This is a genomic window from Paenibacillus borealis (genome assembly GCF_000758665.1).
Classification (GTDB): Bacteria; Bacillota; Bacilli; order Paenibacillales; family Paenibacillaceae; genus Paenibacillus_AQ; species Paenibacillus_AQ borealis.
In genome coordinates this window covers 1,709,009-1,723,979 of sequence record NZ_CP009285.1, presented here as the reverse complement: position 1 = coordinate 1,723,979, position 14,971 = coordinate 1,709,009, and the positions used below count along the sequence as shown (strand labels likewise).

The following is a 14,971-nucleotide window of genomic DNA, read 5'->3' as shown; positions in this document are numbered from 1 at the left end:
ACTGGCATTTTTCGATTGAATCCGAGCTTTTTCTTGAAATGGACTGCCTTAAAAAAGTATGATAAAGACAGCTTCAGGTCTTGGAACCTGCTGCTTTAGCTGCGCCAAATATCTTTAGCCGGACTATCGGAGGGACAAGATATGAGACCTTTTTTCAAGAAACTGCATCTCTTGGAGCGGCTTCTCTTTCATTGGATTAACGGACGGCTGCACAACCGTTTCCTGAACTTCTGGCTCTTCTATCTCACTCATCTCGGAGGAGCTACAAGCGCCATCGGTATCAATGTTCTGATCTGGGCACTGTGTCCACAGCCATGGAGAACTACAGGATTGCAGGCACTGACCGCACTGGCTGTAAGCCATGTGCCCGTCGCCGTTGCCAAAAAGCTCTATCCGCGCATGCGGCCTTACCTGGCGCTGCCGGGCACCAATACTTTTCACAATCCGCTTAAGGATCATTCTTTTCCTTCAGGCCATACTACAGCTATCTTCGCCTCTACGGTTCCTTATATGATGGCTTACCCTGCCCTGACCTTTATCCTGCTTCCGCTCGCCTGCACGGTCGGCTTCTCCCGGATTTATCTCGGGCTGCATTATCCGTCCGATGTCATCGCAGGTGCAGTGATCGGCTCCGGCGTCGCTGCTGGCACGCTTGCGCTATGGGTCTGACGCCCTCCCGGCTGCCGGACCACTGAATACCACTAGAGAACAGGTGAATTATACATTGCGCAAAAAAAGAGTATTATTGCTGTCGGAAGGTTTCGGCGCAGGGCATACCCAGGCAGCATATGCGCTGTCGAGCAGCCTGCGCAAATTGTCGCCTGATGTGCAGACGAAGGTGCTGGAGCTCGGCAGCTTCCTCAATCCCAAGATGGCGCCGATCATTGTCTCTGCCTACCGCAAGACAGTGATCTCCCAGCCCCGGCTGATGGGGTATGTGTACCGGCACCAGAAATCTTTCAATCGTCTTACCACACTTGCCTTGCACCGCATTTTTTATACGCATACGCAAAATATTGTGAAGCAGCTGAAGCCGGACATCATCGTCTGCACCCATTTCATTCCCGGTGCCGTCGTTTCCCGCCTGAAACGGCTGGACCCGTCCCTGAAAGCGCCGCTGATCACGGTCATTACCGATTACGACGCCCATGCCAGCTGGATCAGTCCCGAAGTAGACCGCTATCTGGTTTCTACTCCGGAGGTCAAGGCCAAGCTTCGCCGCCGCAGCGTGGCCGCCGCCAAGATTAAGGTCACCGGCATGCCGGTCCATCCGAATTTCTGGGAGCATCCCGGCCGGGAAGAAATCCAGAAGCAGTTCAGCCTCCGGAACATGCCCACGGTTATGGTCATGGGCGGCGGCTGGGGCATGATGAATGATGAGGTTGTGAATGAGGCCCTGGCCGGCTGGCGGGAGAAGGTGCAGCTTGTGTTCTGCCTCGGACAGAATGACAAGCTCCTGCGCGGGATGAAGGAAGACCCGCGCTACAGCCACCCCAACATCACGCTGCTGGGCTTCACCCGTGAAGTCGATAAGCTTATGGAGGTCTCGGACCTGCTGGTCACCAAACCCGGCGGAATGACCTGCAGCGAAGGATTGGCCAAGGGCATCCCCATGCTCTTCCATTCACCGCTGCCGGGGCAGGAAGAAGAAAACTGCCGTTATTTCACGGCAGCCGGCTTTGGAGAACCGATAAGCTCCCTCGATGTGGTCGACCGGTGGATGGAACGGCTGCTGGGCGATTACGGGGATGTGCGGGCCAAACGTAAAGCCCATCTGGAGGAAATATCCCGGTTCAACCCGCTGCAAAGTGCCCAGAGCATTATTGATATGCTGGAATAGCCTCACAAATTCTTATATTTAGATTGGATGAGAAACGGCAAATGGCAGTCCGGGGAACTTCCCCGGACTGCCATTATTGTTATACAGAGATTACAGGCGGTATTTGTCCAGCCGGGAGGCCTGATACTGCTTCAGTGCCTCTTCGCCGACAATCGCTTCGCAGCGTTGAATGTTAACACCGCGCCCGTAAAATTTGGTTTCGTATTCCGTCATGACATGCTCCTCATTAATCACGCCGCCTTCATGCAGATCAAGGGAGATGTTCTTCATCTGCAGACCATAGTCGGCAAAAGCATTCAGGGAGAATTCAAACAGGCTGCGGGAATCCGTCTTCAGATGGATTTCGCCAAGCGGACTAAGCAGCCCGCGGTATTTGTCGAGAAAACGCGGATGCGTCAGACGGCGGCGGGCATGCTTGCTCTTCGGCCATGGATCGCTGAAATTCAGATAGATCCGCTCCAGTTCACCCGGAGCAAACACTTCCTCCGCATAATCGATATTGGCAAGTGCCACCTTGAGGTTCGGAGGTGTCTCTTCCCCTGCCGGCTCCCACACATTTCTGGCCTTTTCGGCTGCACGCCGGACCAGTTCATCGTACATATCAACACCGATAAAATTGATTCCGGGATATTTGAAGCTCATCTGACTGATGAATTGCCCCTTACCCATTCCGAACTCCACATGAATCGGATGATCATTGCCGAACAGCTCCGACCACCGGCCCTTCAGGCTGCGTGGATCAAGGATGACCAGATCCGTCTGCTCTTCCAGGCTTTCACGTATTCCTTTTCTTCCGCGTAAACGCATTAGGTATTCCTCCGCTTATCTCTTATTGCATTATCTGTGAATAGGATAACTGCCACTTGCAATATTGTGCCGAACTTGCCGTCAAAAGTAAAGGGATTTAAGCAGGAAACTGAAAATATCACCGCAAAAAAGGGATCTTGTCTTCAATGGATTATTCAGGTGCTGTACGGAGACCTCAGGAGCGTATAAATACTTATATTTAAAAAAAAGGATTTTCCGTCCTGCCTGGATAAGGCCGGTCGGAAAATCCCTTTTTTGTTGTATTTGGAATTGGGGTCCACTTTTCAACAGTACATAGTCTACCTTGCCGGAGCGTTAAAATCAAATGTCTTCTCGAATGCGCTGCGGATCTTGCGCTGCGCTTCGGTCTTAATCTTGTGGTTACCGTTAAATTCCACACCTGTCAGGGCAAGGGCTTCATCGGGAGTCAGCTGCACATCAATCGAACCTTTATTATCGGGAAACACTGTTGAAGAATTCATCGTTATCACCTCTATGGTTTATTATGGACCGGACGACACGAAATTATGAATTCAAGAATGTGATTGTGGTTGCTGCAGCGGCTTTTTTACACTTTAAATATAACATAATGTGTAAGCATTTACAAGCGGAATCCCGCCTGTTTCCTGCCTATTTCCGTTCTTTTTCCGCCGGATTCCCGGGAGTAATTGTTACGCTCTTCTTTGATTTTTGATACAATGGGAAGGTTAATGAAAGGAGCTGCACATGTCTAATCTTCTACAGACCTCCTCTCCGCTTCTGTGGGGGGATAAACGGTTCCATACCTGGAACTATGAAATGCGTGACCAGATGGATACCAAGGTGTTCAAGGTCATGCTCGATGCCGGATTCACCTGTCCAAACCGTGACGGTTCCATTGCCAAAGGAGGCTGTACGTTCTGCAGCGCCAGAGGGTCTGGTGATTTCGCCGGAAGCCGCCGCGATGATCTGGTTACCCAGTTTAACAAGGTACGTGACCGCCAGCATCTGAAATGGCCAAACGCTAAATATATCGGCTATTTCCAGGCCTACACCAATACGTACGCTCCGGTTGAGGAGCTAAGAGAATATTATGAGGTCATTCTGCAGCAGCCGGGTGTTGTCGGCCTCGCCATTGCCACCCGGCCGGACTGTCTTCCCGATGATGTGGTTGAATACCTTGCGGATCTGAACAAGCGCACCTATCTGTGGGTGGAGATGGGACTTCAGACCATCCACCAGTCTACCTCTGATCTGATCAACCGTGCGCATGATACAGCATGTTATACCGAAGCCGTTGCTAAGCTCCGCCGTCATGGCATCCGGATCTGCACCCACATCATTCACGGGCTTCCGCAGGAAACGCATGAAATGATGCTGGAGACTGTATCTGCTGTGGCAAACATGGGCGTGCAGGGAATCAAAATCCACCTGCTTCACCTCATGCGCAAAACGCCGATGGTGAAGCAGTATGAAGCCGGCCTGCTGCGCTTCCTGGAGCAGGACGAGTATGTGAAGCTGATTGCCGACTCGCTGGAGATCCTGCCGCCGGACATGATTGTCCACCGTCTGACCGGTGATGCTCCTCGCGATGCCCTGGTCGGCCCGATGTGGAGTCTCAAGAAATGGGAAGTTCTTAATGCCATCGACCATGAGCTGATTGCCCGTGATACCTGGCAGGGTAAGTACTGGAGGAAGAGCTAATGGGCTTCATGTCCGTCCTTAGCTTTGCTCATAAATTAACCGCCGAGCGGCTCGCTCCCGGCGGCCGGGCCATCGACGCCACCGTGGGCGCAGGTAGCGACACCCTGTTCCTCGCCAAGGCGGCCGGGCCGCGCGGCGGGGTCTACGGCTTCGACATCCAGCACGCGGCGCTGGCTCTTGCCGGAGAGCGCCTGCGGCTGGCACGGGAGGAAGCGCCTGCCGCGCTGTCTCCCGTGACGCTGCTGCAGCGGAGCCACGCTGCAATGGCTGAAGCCGTTCCGCCCGAATGGAGCGGAACGGTCTCGGCGGTGATGTTCAACCTCGGCTATCTGCCCGCGGGCGATGCCGACAAGACCATCATCACCGAGCCGGAGAGCACGCTGGCCGCGCTGGAGGCCGCGCTGCAGCTACTGCGCCCGGGAGGGATCATCACGGCCGTGCTGTATCCCGGCCACGAAGGCGGCGGCCGTGAAGCTGCCGCCGTGGAAGCCTGGGCCGCCGGACTGGCCCAGCCGGACGCGCAATCGATCGTGTACCGCCAGCTGCAGCGCGATTCCGCCCCGTATGTTGTAGCCGTAGAGAAGAAAAAAGGAGCTGATCACTAAATGGCAGTAACCAAAATGGAGCATGTCGGCATTAAAGTGAACCATCTTGAGCGTTCGCTGCAATTTTACCAGGAGGTCATCGGATTGACACTTCAGGGGATTCTGGGCCAGCCTGGAGATGAAGTCCGTCTTGCGTTCCTCAGTTTCCCGGGGCAGACCAGTGTTGAGATTGAACTGATTGAACGTGCATTCGAGGGTCTGCCGCAGGAAGGACGGGTAAGCCATACCGCCTTCACGGTCGATGACATTGAGGAAGAGCACAGAAGAATTGCCGGACTCGCCATCCCGGAGCTGACCGGTATTTCAGAGCTCGCGAACGGCAGCCGCTATTTCTTCTTCGAGGGTCCGGACAGCGAGAAGCTCGAGTTCTTCCAGCCGGCGCATAGTTAGGCTTACGCCATAGTTTCAGTGCATAGCCGACTTCTTGCTGGCTGATCATAAGTGGTCGGTGAACTTAAGCGTGCCATAAATGATCCGGCTTGTTTGACCAGCGTTTGACCGGTTACTTATTGGGTTATAGTCCGATGTACCGTTTAAATATTCAGTCTTAAACATTCTATTATCAGGAAGGAAGATGTTGTAATGACGAAACCATATCCTCTGAAATTTCAGCCGGAATTCAAAGAACGTGTCTGGGGAGGCCGGGCGCTGGAGAAATTCGGCCTCGATCTGCCGGAAGGCCATATCGGCGAAGGCTGGATGATCGCTGACCACCCGAATGGCACCTCTTCCGTAGTGAACGGCGAGCTCGCCGGACAAGGTCTGGATGCCATCCGCGAGCAGTTCGGACATGAATGGTTCGGCAGCAAGGGCATTACGGAAGACGGCGGAAGATTCCCGCTGCTGATCAAGCTGCTCGATTGCAATGACAACCTCTCCGTGCAGGTACACCCTACCGATGATTATGCCGGATTGCCAAAGGGCGAACTGGGCAAAACAGAAATGTGGTACGTGCTGGATGCCAAGCCGGGCGCCAAAATCATCTACGGCCTGAAAGAAGGCGTAACCCGCGAGGTGCTGCAGGATGCACTGGAGAACGGTACCGTTATGGACAGCCTTCAGGAAGTGACTGTAGCCGCAGGCGACTCTTTCTATATTCCCGCAGGCACCGTTCACGCCTTGTGCGCAGGTGTCGTTGTAGCCGAAATCCAGCAGAACTCCGACACTACATACCGGATTTACGATTACGACCGTCCAGGGCTGGACGGCAAACCGCGCGAGCTGCACATTGAGGATTCCCTAAATGTTACTGCCTATGAAGGTGCAGGCGCGACCTCGATGAAAACAGACGGCGCAGTGGCCGGTGAATGGCTGCAGATTGCCTCCTCCCCTTATTTCATCGTTGAAAAAGGTGTGGTCGCCGGTGAATGGCAGCTCTCCACAACGGATGACAGCTTCACCATTCTGGTGATCTGCGAAGGCAGCGGCCACCTGATCTGGGAAGACGGCTCCCAGCCTTACGCAGCGGGCGAATGCTACCTGCTCCCGTCCAGCCTCGGCGCTTACAGCATCGAAGGCATGTCCACAGTGCTCCGCTCTTATCTGCCTTAAGAAGCAGCCGGGTTGCATCCATTCATGACTCTTATCATTGAACTTAACTTTCAGGAGGACGGCGATGAAAGAGAACACCTTTACGATGACGGATCCATTAGGTGTCAAAATCCATGTCTATGAATGGCTGCCGGAGGCTGGCGCTGACGTCAGAGGGATCGTGCAGATCTCCCACGGCATGTGTGAAACGGCCGCGCGTTACGCCCGGTTTGCAGCCGCACTCACCGCAGCCGGTTATGCGGTATATGCCAATGACCACCGGGGCCATGGCCTCACCGCCGGCAAAGTCAATCTGCTCGGCGATAGCGGGGAGAACGGCTTCTACTGGATGCGCCGCAATCTGCTGCAGCTTGCGGGAATTGCCTGCTCCCGGCATGAGCATGTGCCGATTTACCTGTTCGCCCATAGCATGGGTTCATTCCTGGCCCAGAAGCTGATGTGCGAAGAAGGGAATGAGATTTACAGCGGCTTCATTCTCAGCGGCACGAACGGTCCGCGGAGCATGCTGCGGCTGGCAGAATCCCTGTCGGCAATGCAGTTAAGGCTGCAGGGTGACCACCACCGCAGCGTACTGTTGAACGGCATTGTATTTGGCGCTTATAACCGCGCCTTCTCTCCTGTCAGGACCGCCTTTGACTGGCTTAGCAGAGACCCGGTGGAGGTGGATCACTTTATCTCCGACCCGTTCTGCGGGGCGATCTGCACTACCCGCTTCTTCCGCGATTTCTTCCATATGCTGCGGGAGCTTCATACCAGGACCACGCTGCTGACCTTATGCAGAGATAAACCTGTCTATCTGTTTGCCGGGGAGAAGGACCCTGTGGGGATGAACGGTCAAGGGGTCAAGCGTCTGGCTGAATTGTACCGCGGGCGGGGAATACAGGATGTAGAATGCAAACTGTACCCTGAAGGCAGGCACGAAATGCTGAACGAAGTCAACCGGGATGAGGTCACTGCCGATGTGCTGGACTGGCTCGCCCGCCACCTCCCTGCAGAATCCATGCGGCTTCAGCCTACGGCGAATTAGCTTCAATAGAGCGTTGACTCTGACGCCGTGGTTGAACTTTATTGTAACCCGCAGGGAAATGATGAGAAATGTTAGCAACTTAAGCTATGTCTTACAAATAAAGCGAGGCACCCCGTACCTGACGGAGTGCCTCGCTTTCGGTTGTGCTGCCAAAGTTCTGCTGCTGCCAGGGTCTCCACCTGATTGACATCGCAGCAGCAACTATTGCTGTATTTTCTGCTGGATCCCCCAACGGGATTGCGTGCTTTGGTATGAGACTCCCCCTCAAGCTCTAACTGTAAAATGTACAACTAAAACGATCTATTTCTGCGCAGAAGGAGTTTTAGTTGCACTCTATACACTTATAAAATGCTCCTATGCCATAAAAGCGCACTATTCTCTTATTTAATTGTACAGAATACAGTTGTCCCTGCTCATCCGGCTTTTCGCCGTCTTTTAACTGCACGAAATACAATTATCTGCTAGGCTCTCTGCTTGAGAACGGTATCGGTCATCACTGATCGCACTTTCTGCAATAGATTTTGCATTAGCGTACGCTAAAACCAGTTCTGTTGTATTTTATACAATTGATCTCCAGATATCTGCTCAAAATTACCCATTCTACAGAATTCTACTGTACAAAGTGCTACAGATACTATTATTCAGCGGAGTGAGCTTAAGAATTCAACTTGCTGCGCTAAAAATATTCCGATACAATCCCCGCTAAAATCTGCTTGTAGGCATTTAAATCATACGAAGAGTTATTTACTTTTTTCTTGGCGATAGTCAGGCCGTTAAAGATCCTTTCTTCCAATTCCCTTCTTGCCTTAAGCACCTGCACAGTTCCTTGTAACCCGGTGTACCCCTGTTTTTTGCCAAAGCCTTGCCCGGTATAATATTCAATAAACCCTTCGGACCATTCCCGGGGGCGCTCATTAACAGCTTTGCCGAAGGAATGATCAAGATCGTTCTGATCAACGTAAATCAGCAATGGATTCAGCGCTTCCACAATTGCTGCCAGTTCACTAATAAAACTTGTGACGTCTTCCTTGGCAGCATCATGTTTGATCATCCCCATGGTTACAGGATTCTGTATAAAACAACAATCAAAAATATAGATGTCAGAGCCATTTAAGGCACTTGCCGTAAACTGCTTCCATCTCGCTGTAATCAGTTCCCTGTTCCGGTCAAAAGGCAGTTCATACACATCATTTTTAACAAAAGCATTCTTCCATCCATCCGGAATACTTGCCCCGTGTTCATTTAATAGCTTCCGGTATTCCACAAAGTAACTGCTATCTCGGTTAGTTGTATATTGACTTAATAAATCTCTACATTCCCCACGGGTATTCCACAGCTCATCGTAATCACATTTACTGAAATAAGCGACTCCATCATAATCAGCAGGATGATCCAAATTTCCTTCCAGGAACAGCAGGGACTTAAGATTCTTCTCCGTCAAAATGTCATGAACCAGTTGAGCCGTGGTTGATTTCCCGGAGCCAGGTAAGCCCTCGATTAAGACCAATTTAGGTTGCATAAAGTAGTTCCTCCATTCATTATCAGGAGGATAAGCAGGTAAGGATCAAGGGAGATGCGTTTTTCCCGCGACACGACAATAAAACGGATACCAATAGGTATCCGCAGAAGTAGGTTTATGATTCACCTTATCCTGCATACCCTGTAAGATTAAAGAAAGACATGCCAAATAGAATAGTGCGGTCACTATTACAGGCATTCTTTAGACTTGTTAGTCTCTACAGAGTAATCCACATGATACGGTTTATGCTCCTTTATATGCATCTCATTCCTGATATTAACACCAGGTAACGACAATTACAATCGCGTAGTTTCTATTACAGCCTGCGTTTTTTTATACTCGGTAATGGAAGCATGCGGTATTTCTCCCACCTCTCCCACCAGGGTACGAAAGGCCATGCCGTGTCCGGTAATGATCACCTTTTGAAATCCAAGATACCGGTCAATTACCTTCTCCACGCGGTTCTTCAGCAGTTCTTTGGACTCCCAAAGCTTGGTTCCCCCTTGAGGATATACTCCTTCATTAGCATCATAATCGTTCCCCAGCTCCTTGGATAAAATAGCCGCCGTTTGAAGTGCCCGCGGGTAAGGCGACGAGACAATCAGTTCCGCTTCTTTCAGCCGCTCATCCTGAGCTGTCCGATATACCTGGTTCACCCCTGTATCCGTGAGAGGTACCAGATCCCGGCCATGCCCCTTCAATTTGTACTGTTCATTGATGTTCCACTCTGGTTCACCATGGCGAATGAGATAAAATTGCGTCATTGAAATCCCCCATACATCATTTTGGTACTAAAATCTATTCGCCTCTTGTACTACTCAATCCTGCGAAGTATACCTGAGTCCTGAACACAGCAAAAAGCCGAAGCTTCACTGCCCCCATGGGACAACTGTAAGCTCCGGCCATTTCAACTTCCACTTCCGCGTCTTATTCAAGTAGACATCCTCGCTGATCAGCGCCTTATTCGGCCTCAAGATTAATTGAAACATACCACTGATGAACCCGGGCCTGATTCTTGAGATCGTCCGGGATCGCCAACAGTACATTCCCCTCATCCATGGACAGTAGGAGCCACGGGCTCAGTAACCAGCTCATATTGTAAAATCAGCTGCGTTCCCTTGCTCCCACTGCGCCGCAGCCCGTAATCCTGAAAACCCGCGCGGGCGTACAGCTGTCCGGCAGGGATGTTGCGCTCATTCACAGCAAGCACAATCTGCTGTGCTTCCGGGTAATGACGGCGGACGAAATCAGGCAGCAGGGCCATCGCTGCTTTGGCGAAGCCCTGTCCCTGGCAGGCATAATCCATCAGAAAGGCGCGCAGAAGGACCGCGCCGGAGTAATCCTGGAAGAAGTCAGCAATGCCTTCTCCGGTATGAAGAACGAAGAAACCAACTGCCCGGTCTTCCCGGGCAATAATTACGCCCATTTTGCCGTGATCATCGCAGGCATCCTGCAGCGTCTCTTCCGGCAGCCCGGTAAACACCGCCTGCTCAGGAGGAAGCTGAAAGTTCAGCAACTGGTCCTTGAATTTCTCCTCATGCTTCTCCTCATACATGAACAATGTAATGCGCTGATCCAGACTCATCCTTACATCCCTCTCCCCCAAACGGTATCTTTCCCATGAGCCAAACTTAAGCTGTTTACTAGTACTTTCTCTTAAAATGCTGCCCAAAATACAACATTTCCCTCATGATTCCGGCCCCAATCCAGAATTGTTGTATAAAAGGCAGCATTTCTCCTCCTCCAGGCTACTTACGGGGAAAATTCTTGTATTCCATACAACAATCCGCCTGAACACCCTGGTATTTAGGAATCCGAGTTGCAAAACGTACAACATTGTAGCTTAGAATGATTCCGCTTGTCCTGCAAGCGAAGCGACTGATAGGTCTAAATAGGCAACGCGTAATACTGCGCCCGCTGGCTCTCGTCCTGCTGATAGAGCACGATCAGCAGCGTACTGCCATCACCTGAACCCGGATGCGCACCAGCCAGAGCCGGGGCTGTGCCCTCAGCCACGGCTACCGCAGCATACGGTGGCGCTGCCGGAGCAGCCGCTCCCTCTGCGGCTTCTGCTACAGCAGTCCCCCCTGCCCCTTTATCCGCAGAGCTGCCTGCCGTTTTCGCTACAGTTCCCGCACCGTTTTCCGCCAGGCTGCCTGCCGTTTCCGTTGCAGTTCCCGCATCTCTACTCGCCTGACTGCCTGCTGCTTCACTTTCTGCTCCCGGCTCCTTGCTGTCCACTGAACCCGCGCCAGCCGCCTCGCCTTCAGCACCAGCCAAGCCGTCAAACCGCAGCCCGCTGATCGAATCCAGCACCGGCGTAAGCCGGAACGGCAGCACATCCAGCACGATGTACTTCTGCAATTCACGTTCGCTTAAGCCTGCCTCGGCCAGCTTGGCCGAAATAAGCTCCGGCTGCCCGGCAATCTGCTTCAGATACTTCGCCCACTCTGACTTATCGAGTACCTCATCCCACCAGATTTTGCGCGGCTTGTACTTGTGGCCGAGGAAATAATCCAGCTTCATCAGTCCGGTGATGATGTCCATTGAGCCAGTGCCCCGGTCCGTCAGGAAATCATGCAGCCGGGTGAACAGATCCTCCAGCTGATGCCCGATCTTCTGCCAGCCGCGCGCTTCCCAGTAGTCGCCGAATTCCTGGAAGAAATCGAACGGTGAAGGGAAGACATGGCGGATCAGATATTTGACCGAATGTGCCAGCCGCTGGCTGTTCCAGTACTTCTCCAGCACATCCTCCAGCCGCTTGAGGCGGATAATATCGGAGAACGGCATGACATGGCTGCTGAGAATTTCGTACGGCGCATGCTCCATGTACGTATAGTCGTATTTGGCCGCCTGGGCGCGCAGCCCGGTGCCGCGGAGCATTTTGAGGAATCCCAGCTGCAGCTCCTCCGGCTCCATGGCGAATACATCATTGAAGGTCTTCCGGAAGGTCGAATAATCCTCCATCGGCAATCCGGCAATCAGATCGAGATGCTGGTCGATATTGCCGCTGGCCTTAATCTTCATAACAGTACGGGACAGCTTCGTGAAATTCTGGCGGCGTTTGACCAGCTCGTTGGTCTCGTCATTGGTCGACTGCACACCGATCTCGAACCGGAAGACTCCGGGAGGCGCGTTCTGCGCCAGGAAATCCAGCACCTCCGGACGCATAATATCCGCTGTAATCTCGAACTGGAACACACAGCCCTGGTGATTGTCTATCAGGAACTGGAACATCTCCATCGCATAATTGCGGTTGATATTGAAGGTGCGGTCGAGGAATTTAATCACCTTGGCTCCGCCTTCAATCAGATAGAGCAGATCGGATTTCACCCGTTCAATATCATAATAACGCACGCCCACCTCGATGCTGGACAGGCAGAACTGGCAGTTGAAGGGACAACCCCGGCTTGTCTCAAAATACACAATCCGCTTGCTGAGCTCCGGCAGATCCTCCGCGAACCGGTGCGGTGTCGGCAGGGTATTGAGATCACTTTTGGGACGCGGCGGGTTGACGATCAGCTCCTCACCTTTGCGGTAAGCAGCCCCGTATACGAAATGGTACTTGTGCTCATCCCGGATCTCCTGCAGCAGATGATGGAACGTCTCTTCCCCGTCCCCATTGACAATGAAGTCGATTCCGGCTTCCCGTTTCATCCAGTACAGCGGTTCATAAGACACCTCCGGCCCGCCAAGTACAATCTTCACCTCCGGCATCACCTGCTTGAGGATAGCGACCAGCTTGACCGTTTCTTCGATATTCCAAATATAACAGGAGAAGCCGATTACGTCCGGCTGCTTCTGGAAAAGGTCCGACACGATATTCATCAAGGGATCTTTGATGGTGTATTCCGCCAAAAGGATATCTTCGAATTCATGCTCGCTGTACGCCTTCAGAAGCCGGATCGCCAGTGAGGTATGAATATATTTGGCATTTAATGTGGCCAGGATGATTCTCATGCCTTATAACCTTCTTTACATTTCATTTTGAAAAAACTCCAGGAATGCCCTGCCGTATTTACGGTATTTCACTTCGCCGACACCCTTCACCCTCAGCATCTCCGCTTCCGTCTGCGGACAAACCACACTCATCTCGCGCAGCGTCGCATCATTGAAGATGATGTAGGACGGCACATGCTCGCGCCCCGCGAGCTCGCGGCGGATCAGGCGCAGCTGCTCGAACACCGTCTCGTTGACGGCCGACGGCGAAATGTCGCGCGAGCGGCTGCGGTCCCGCGTGCCCGAGGTGACAAGCGTGCGGGCTACGCGCTGGTGAACCTCGCGCTGGCCGCGCAGCACCTCGGCTGCCAGCGGCTGCAGCCGCACGACCGGATACTGGCCTTCGGACAAGGCCAGATAACCCTCCGAGATCAGCACATTGATGCTCTCGGTAATCTCTTTCTCGCTGCGGCCGGACATCGCCCCGTGGGTCGGCAGCTTCTCGAAGCCGTACTGCAGCACCTTCTGGTTGCGCGAGCCCTTCAGCACCGAGGATACCAGTGCCACACCGTAGCGTTCACGCATGCGGTGGATGCAGGAGAAGATCTTCTGCGCATCCACTGTCATGTCCACCAGCTGGCGGTCATCGGTACAAGAGCTGCAGATGCCGCACGGATCGTCGTCATGATTCTCGCCGAAATAATCCAGCTGTGCACTGCGCAGACAGCGGGTGGTATAGCAGTAATCAATCATCTGCTGCAGCTTGCGGTATTCATTGGCTTTGCGCTCCGTGTCCTGCGGATTCTGTTCAATCAGGAACTTCTGCGTCATGATATCCTGCGCACTGAAGAGCAGGATGCAATCGCTCGGCTCCCCGTCACGCCCGGCACGTCCGGCTTCCTGGACATAAGCCTCCATGTTCTTCGGCATATTATAGTGGATGACATAACGGACGTTAGATTTGTCGATCCCCATCCCAAAAGCATTCGTGGCAACCATGACACGGATATCGTCATAGAGGAACCCTTCCTGGCTCTCGGCCCTTTCCTGATCGCTCATTCCGGCATGGTAGCGGCCCGCAGCGATTCCCGCCGCCTGCAGCCGCTGATAGAGATCATCCACCTCTTTGCGGGTGGCGGCATAGACGATTCCCGGCTGATGCGAATGCTGCGCCGTGTAGTCCAGCACGAACTCGCGTTTGTTCTCCCCGCGCAGCACTTGCATGGCCAGGTTATCACGGCCAAGCCCGGTCATGAACACGCCCGGATCGCGCAGACGCAGCAGCCGGACCATATCCTCCATAACCTCAGGTGTAGCGGTAGCTGTGAATGCGGCCAGAATCGGCCGTTGCGGCAGCTCATCCACAAACGGTGACACCGCCAGATAACTGGTGCGGAAATCATGGCCCCACTGTGATACGCAGTGCGCCTCATCGACGGCAACACAGGAGATAGACAGACCCGCCATCTCCAGGCGGAACCAGTCCAGCTCCAGCCGTTCGGGTGCCACGTAGAGCAGCTTCAGCTCACCCCGGCGGGCGGCGCGGATACGGTCATTTACTTCCTTGCCGCTCAACGTGCTATTGATATAGGCAGCAGGAATCCCCGCAGTGGTGAGCGCGTCTACCTGATCCTTCATGAGTGAGATCAGCGGGGATACGACAAGTGTAAGCCCCGGCAGCAGCAGTGCCGGAACCTGATAACAGATCGATTTACCGCCCCCGGTGGGCAGAATGCCCAGCGTATCGCGGCCTTCGAGCAGATTGTTCACGATTTTCTTCTGGCCTTCCCGGAAGTCGGGGTAGCCGTAATATTTTTGCAGTTCAGCCTGCGCTTGTTCCATAAGTGATCCTTGCATCTTCATATCTCTCTTAACTCCTTAAGACTTTCTACCTTTAGTTTACCGGGCAACAGGGCACTTAAGCAACCATCTGAAGCAGATATCATAACACTCCTTTTGGACCTGTTACATAAAATTTACATAAAAAACACGCAATCAAG

At 53.0% G+C, this 14,971-nt stretch carries 15 protein-coding genes; 7 read left to right on the top strand and 8 right to left on the bottom strand.

The features are described from left to right. The first annotated feature begins 141 nt into the window (after positions 1–141). On the top strand, positions 142–669 hold the full coding sequence (locus tag PBOR_RS07395) for a phosphatase PAP2 family protein (protein ID WP_042211121.1): 528 nt from the start codon (positions 142–144) through the stop codon (positions 667–669). A gap of 55 nt (positions 670–724) precedes the next feature. Continuing rightward, positions 725–1,840 carry a UDP-N-acetylglucosamine--LPS N-acetylglucosamine transferase gene (locus PBOR_RS07390; protein ID WP_042211120.1) on the top strand — a complete coding sequence of 372 codons (1,116 nt, stop codon included), beginning with the start codon at positions 725–727 and terminating at the stop codon, positions 1,838–1,840. 90 nt (positions 1,841–1,930) lie between these two features. Here the strand turns inward: PBOR_RS07390 and trmB are convergent, their stop codons facing one another. Both trmB and PBOR_RS07380 read right to left on the bottom strand, forming a co-directional pair. Continuing rightward, on the bottom strand, positions 1,931–2,647 hold the full coding sequence (gene trmB, locus PBOR_RS07385; RefSeq protein WP_042211119.1) for a tRNA (guanosine(46)-N7)-methyltransferase TrmB: 717 nt from the start codon (positions 2,645–2,647) through the stop codon (positions 1,931–1,933). A gap of 299 nt (positions 2,648–2,946) precedes the next feature. Next, positions 2,947–3,129 (bottom strand): hypothetical protein, encoded by a 183-nt coding sequence (locus PBOR_RS07380; RefSeq protein ID WP_042211118.1) that lies wholly within the window; start codon positions 3,127–3,129, stop codon positions 2,947–2,949. Positions 3,130–3,373: 244 nt separating this feature from the next. Between PBOR_RS07380 and mnmL the strand changes: the two genes are divergently transcribed. The 5 genes from mnmL (at position 3,374) to PBOR_RS07350 (ending at position 7,513) form a co-directional block, all read left to right on the top strand. Continuing rightward, entirely contained in the window at positions 3,374–4,330 is a 957-nt protein-coding gene (gene mnmL / locus PBOR_RS07370; RefSeq protein WP_042211116.1) for a tRNA modification radical SAM protein MnmL/YtqA, read from the top strand. Then, a complete protein-coding gene (mnmM, locus tag PBOR_RS07365) occupies positions 4,330–4,935 on the top strand; it encodes a tRNA 5-(aminomethyl)-2-thiouridylate-methyltransferase MnmM (protein WP_042211115.1) in 606 nt (201 codons plus the stop codon). The genes mnmL and mnmM overlap by 1 nt, the downstream gene beginning before the upstream one ends. Beyond that, positions 4,936–5,325 (top strand): VOC family protein, encoded by a 390-nt coding sequence (locus PBOR_RS07360; RefSeq protein ID WP_042211114.1) that lies wholly within the window; start codon positions 4,936–4,938, stop codon positions 5,323–5,325. A gap of 192 nt (positions 5,326–5,517) precedes the next feature. Further along, a complete protein-coding gene (locus PBOR_RS07355) occupies positions 5,518–6,486 on the top strand; it encodes a type I phosphomannose isomerase catalytic subunit (protein ID WP_042211113.1) in 969 nt (322 codons plus the stop codon). A gap of 64 nt (positions 6,487–6,550) precedes the next feature. Further along, entirely contained in the window at positions 6,551–7,513 is a 963-nt protein-coding gene (locus PBOR_RS07350; protein WP_042211112.1) for an alpha/beta fold hydrolase, read from the top strand. A gap of 676 nt (positions 7,514–8,189) precedes the next feature. Here the strand turns inward: PBOR_RS07350 and PBOR_RS07345 are convergent. The 6 genes from PBOR_RS07345 to recQ all read right to left on the bottom strand — a co-directional run bounded on the left by PBOR_RS07345 (position 8,190) and on the right by recQ (position 14,834). After that, complete coding sequence (locus PBOR_RS07345; protein ID WP_042211111.1) at positions 8,190–9,032, bottom strand: P-loop NTPase family protein; 843 nt, start codon at positions 9,030–9,032, stop codon at positions 8,190–8,192. Between the two features lie 296 nt (positions 9,033–9,328). Then, a complete protein-coding gene (locus tag PBOR_RS07340) occupies positions 9,329–9,796 on the bottom strand; it encodes a histidine phosphatase family protein (RefSeq protein WP_042211110.1) in 468 nt (155 codons plus the stop codon). A 105-nt stretch (positions 9,797–9,901) separates the two neighbouring features. Next, positions 9,902–10,078, bottom strand: a complete 177-nt coding sequence (locus PBOR_RS38545; protein ID WP_425415516.1) for a nucleotidyltransferase family protein — start codon at positions 10,076–10,078, stop codon at positions 9,902–9,904. Between the two features lie 5 nt (positions 10,079–10,083). After that, positions 10,084–10,617 carry a GNAT family N-acetyltransferase gene (locus PBOR_RS07335; protein ID WP_042211109.1) on the bottom strand — a complete coding sequence of 178 codons (534 nt, stop codon included), beginning with the start codon at positions 10,615–10,617 and terminating at the stop codon, positions 10,084–10,086. Between the two features lie 302 nt (positions 10,618–10,919). Then, on the bottom strand, positions 10,920–12,992 hold the full coding sequence (locus PBOR_RS07330) for a B12-binding domain-containing radical SAM protein (RefSeq protein WP_042211108.1): 2,073 nt from the start codon (positions 12,990–12,992) through the stop codon (positions 10,920–10,922). 15 nt (positions 12,993–13,007) lie between these two features. After that, positions 13,008–14,834, bottom strand: coding sequence for a DNA helicase RecQ (gene recQ, locus PBOR_RS07325; RefSeq protein ID WP_042211107.1), 1,827 nt, complete (start codon positions 14,832–14,834; stop codon positions 13,008–13,010). Positions 14,835–14,971: the final 137 nt, after the last annotated feature.

Coding starts and splice junctions, on each gene's coding strand:
- PBOR_RS07395 (WP_042211121.1), top strand. CDS start 142: ATGAGACCTTTTTTCAAGAAACTGCATCTCTTGGAGCGGCTTCTCTTT.
- trmB (WP_042211119.1), bottom strand. CDS start 2,647: ATGCGTTTACGCGGAAGAAAAGGAATACGTGAAAGCCTGGAAGAGCAG.
- PBOR_RS07380 (WP_042211118.1), bottom strand. CDS start 3,129: ATGAATTCTTCAACAGTGTTTCCCGATAATAAAGGTTCGATTGATGTG.
- mnmL (WP_042211116.1), top strand. CDS start 3,374: ATGTCTAATCTTCTACAGACCTCCTCTCCGCTTCTGTGGGGGGATAAA.
- mnmM (WP_042211115.1), top strand. CDS start 4,330: ATGGGCTTCATGTCCGTCCTTAGCTTTGCTCATAAATTAACCGCCGAG.
- PBOR_RS07360 (WP_042211114.1), top strand. CDS start 4,936: ATGGCAGTAACCAAAATGGAGCATGTCGGCATTAAAGTGAACCATCTT.
- PBOR_RS07355 (WP_042211113.1), top strand. CDS start 5,518: ATGACGAAACCATATCCTCTGAAATTTCAGCCGGAATTCAAAGAACGT.
- PBOR_RS07350 (WP_042211112.1), top strand. CDS start 6,551: ATGAAAGAGAACACCTTTACGATGACGGATCCATTAGGTGTCAAAATC.
- PBOR_RS07345 (WP_042211111.1), bottom strand. CDS start 9,032: ATGCAACCTAAATTGGTCTTAATCGAGGGCTTACCTGGCTCCGGGAAA.
- PBOR_RS07340 (WP_042211110.1), bottom strand. CDS start 9,796: ATGACGCAATTTTATCTCATTCGCCATGGTGAACCAGAGTGGAACATC.
- PBOR_RS38545 (WP_425415516.1), bottom strand. CDS start 10,078: ATGTACTGTTGGCGATCCCGGACGATCTCAAGAATCAGGCCCGGGTTC.
- PBOR_RS07335 (WP_042211109.1), bottom strand. CDS start 10,617: ATGAGTCTGGATCAGCGCATTACATTGTTCATGTATGAGGAGAAGCAT.
- PBOR_RS07330 (WP_042211108.1), bottom strand. CDS start 12,992: ATGAGAATCATCCTGGCCACATTAAATGCCAAATATATTCATACCTCA.
- recQ (WP_042211107.1), bottom strand. CDS start 14,834: ATGAAGATGCAAGGATCACTTATGGAACAAGCGCAGGCTGAACTGCAA.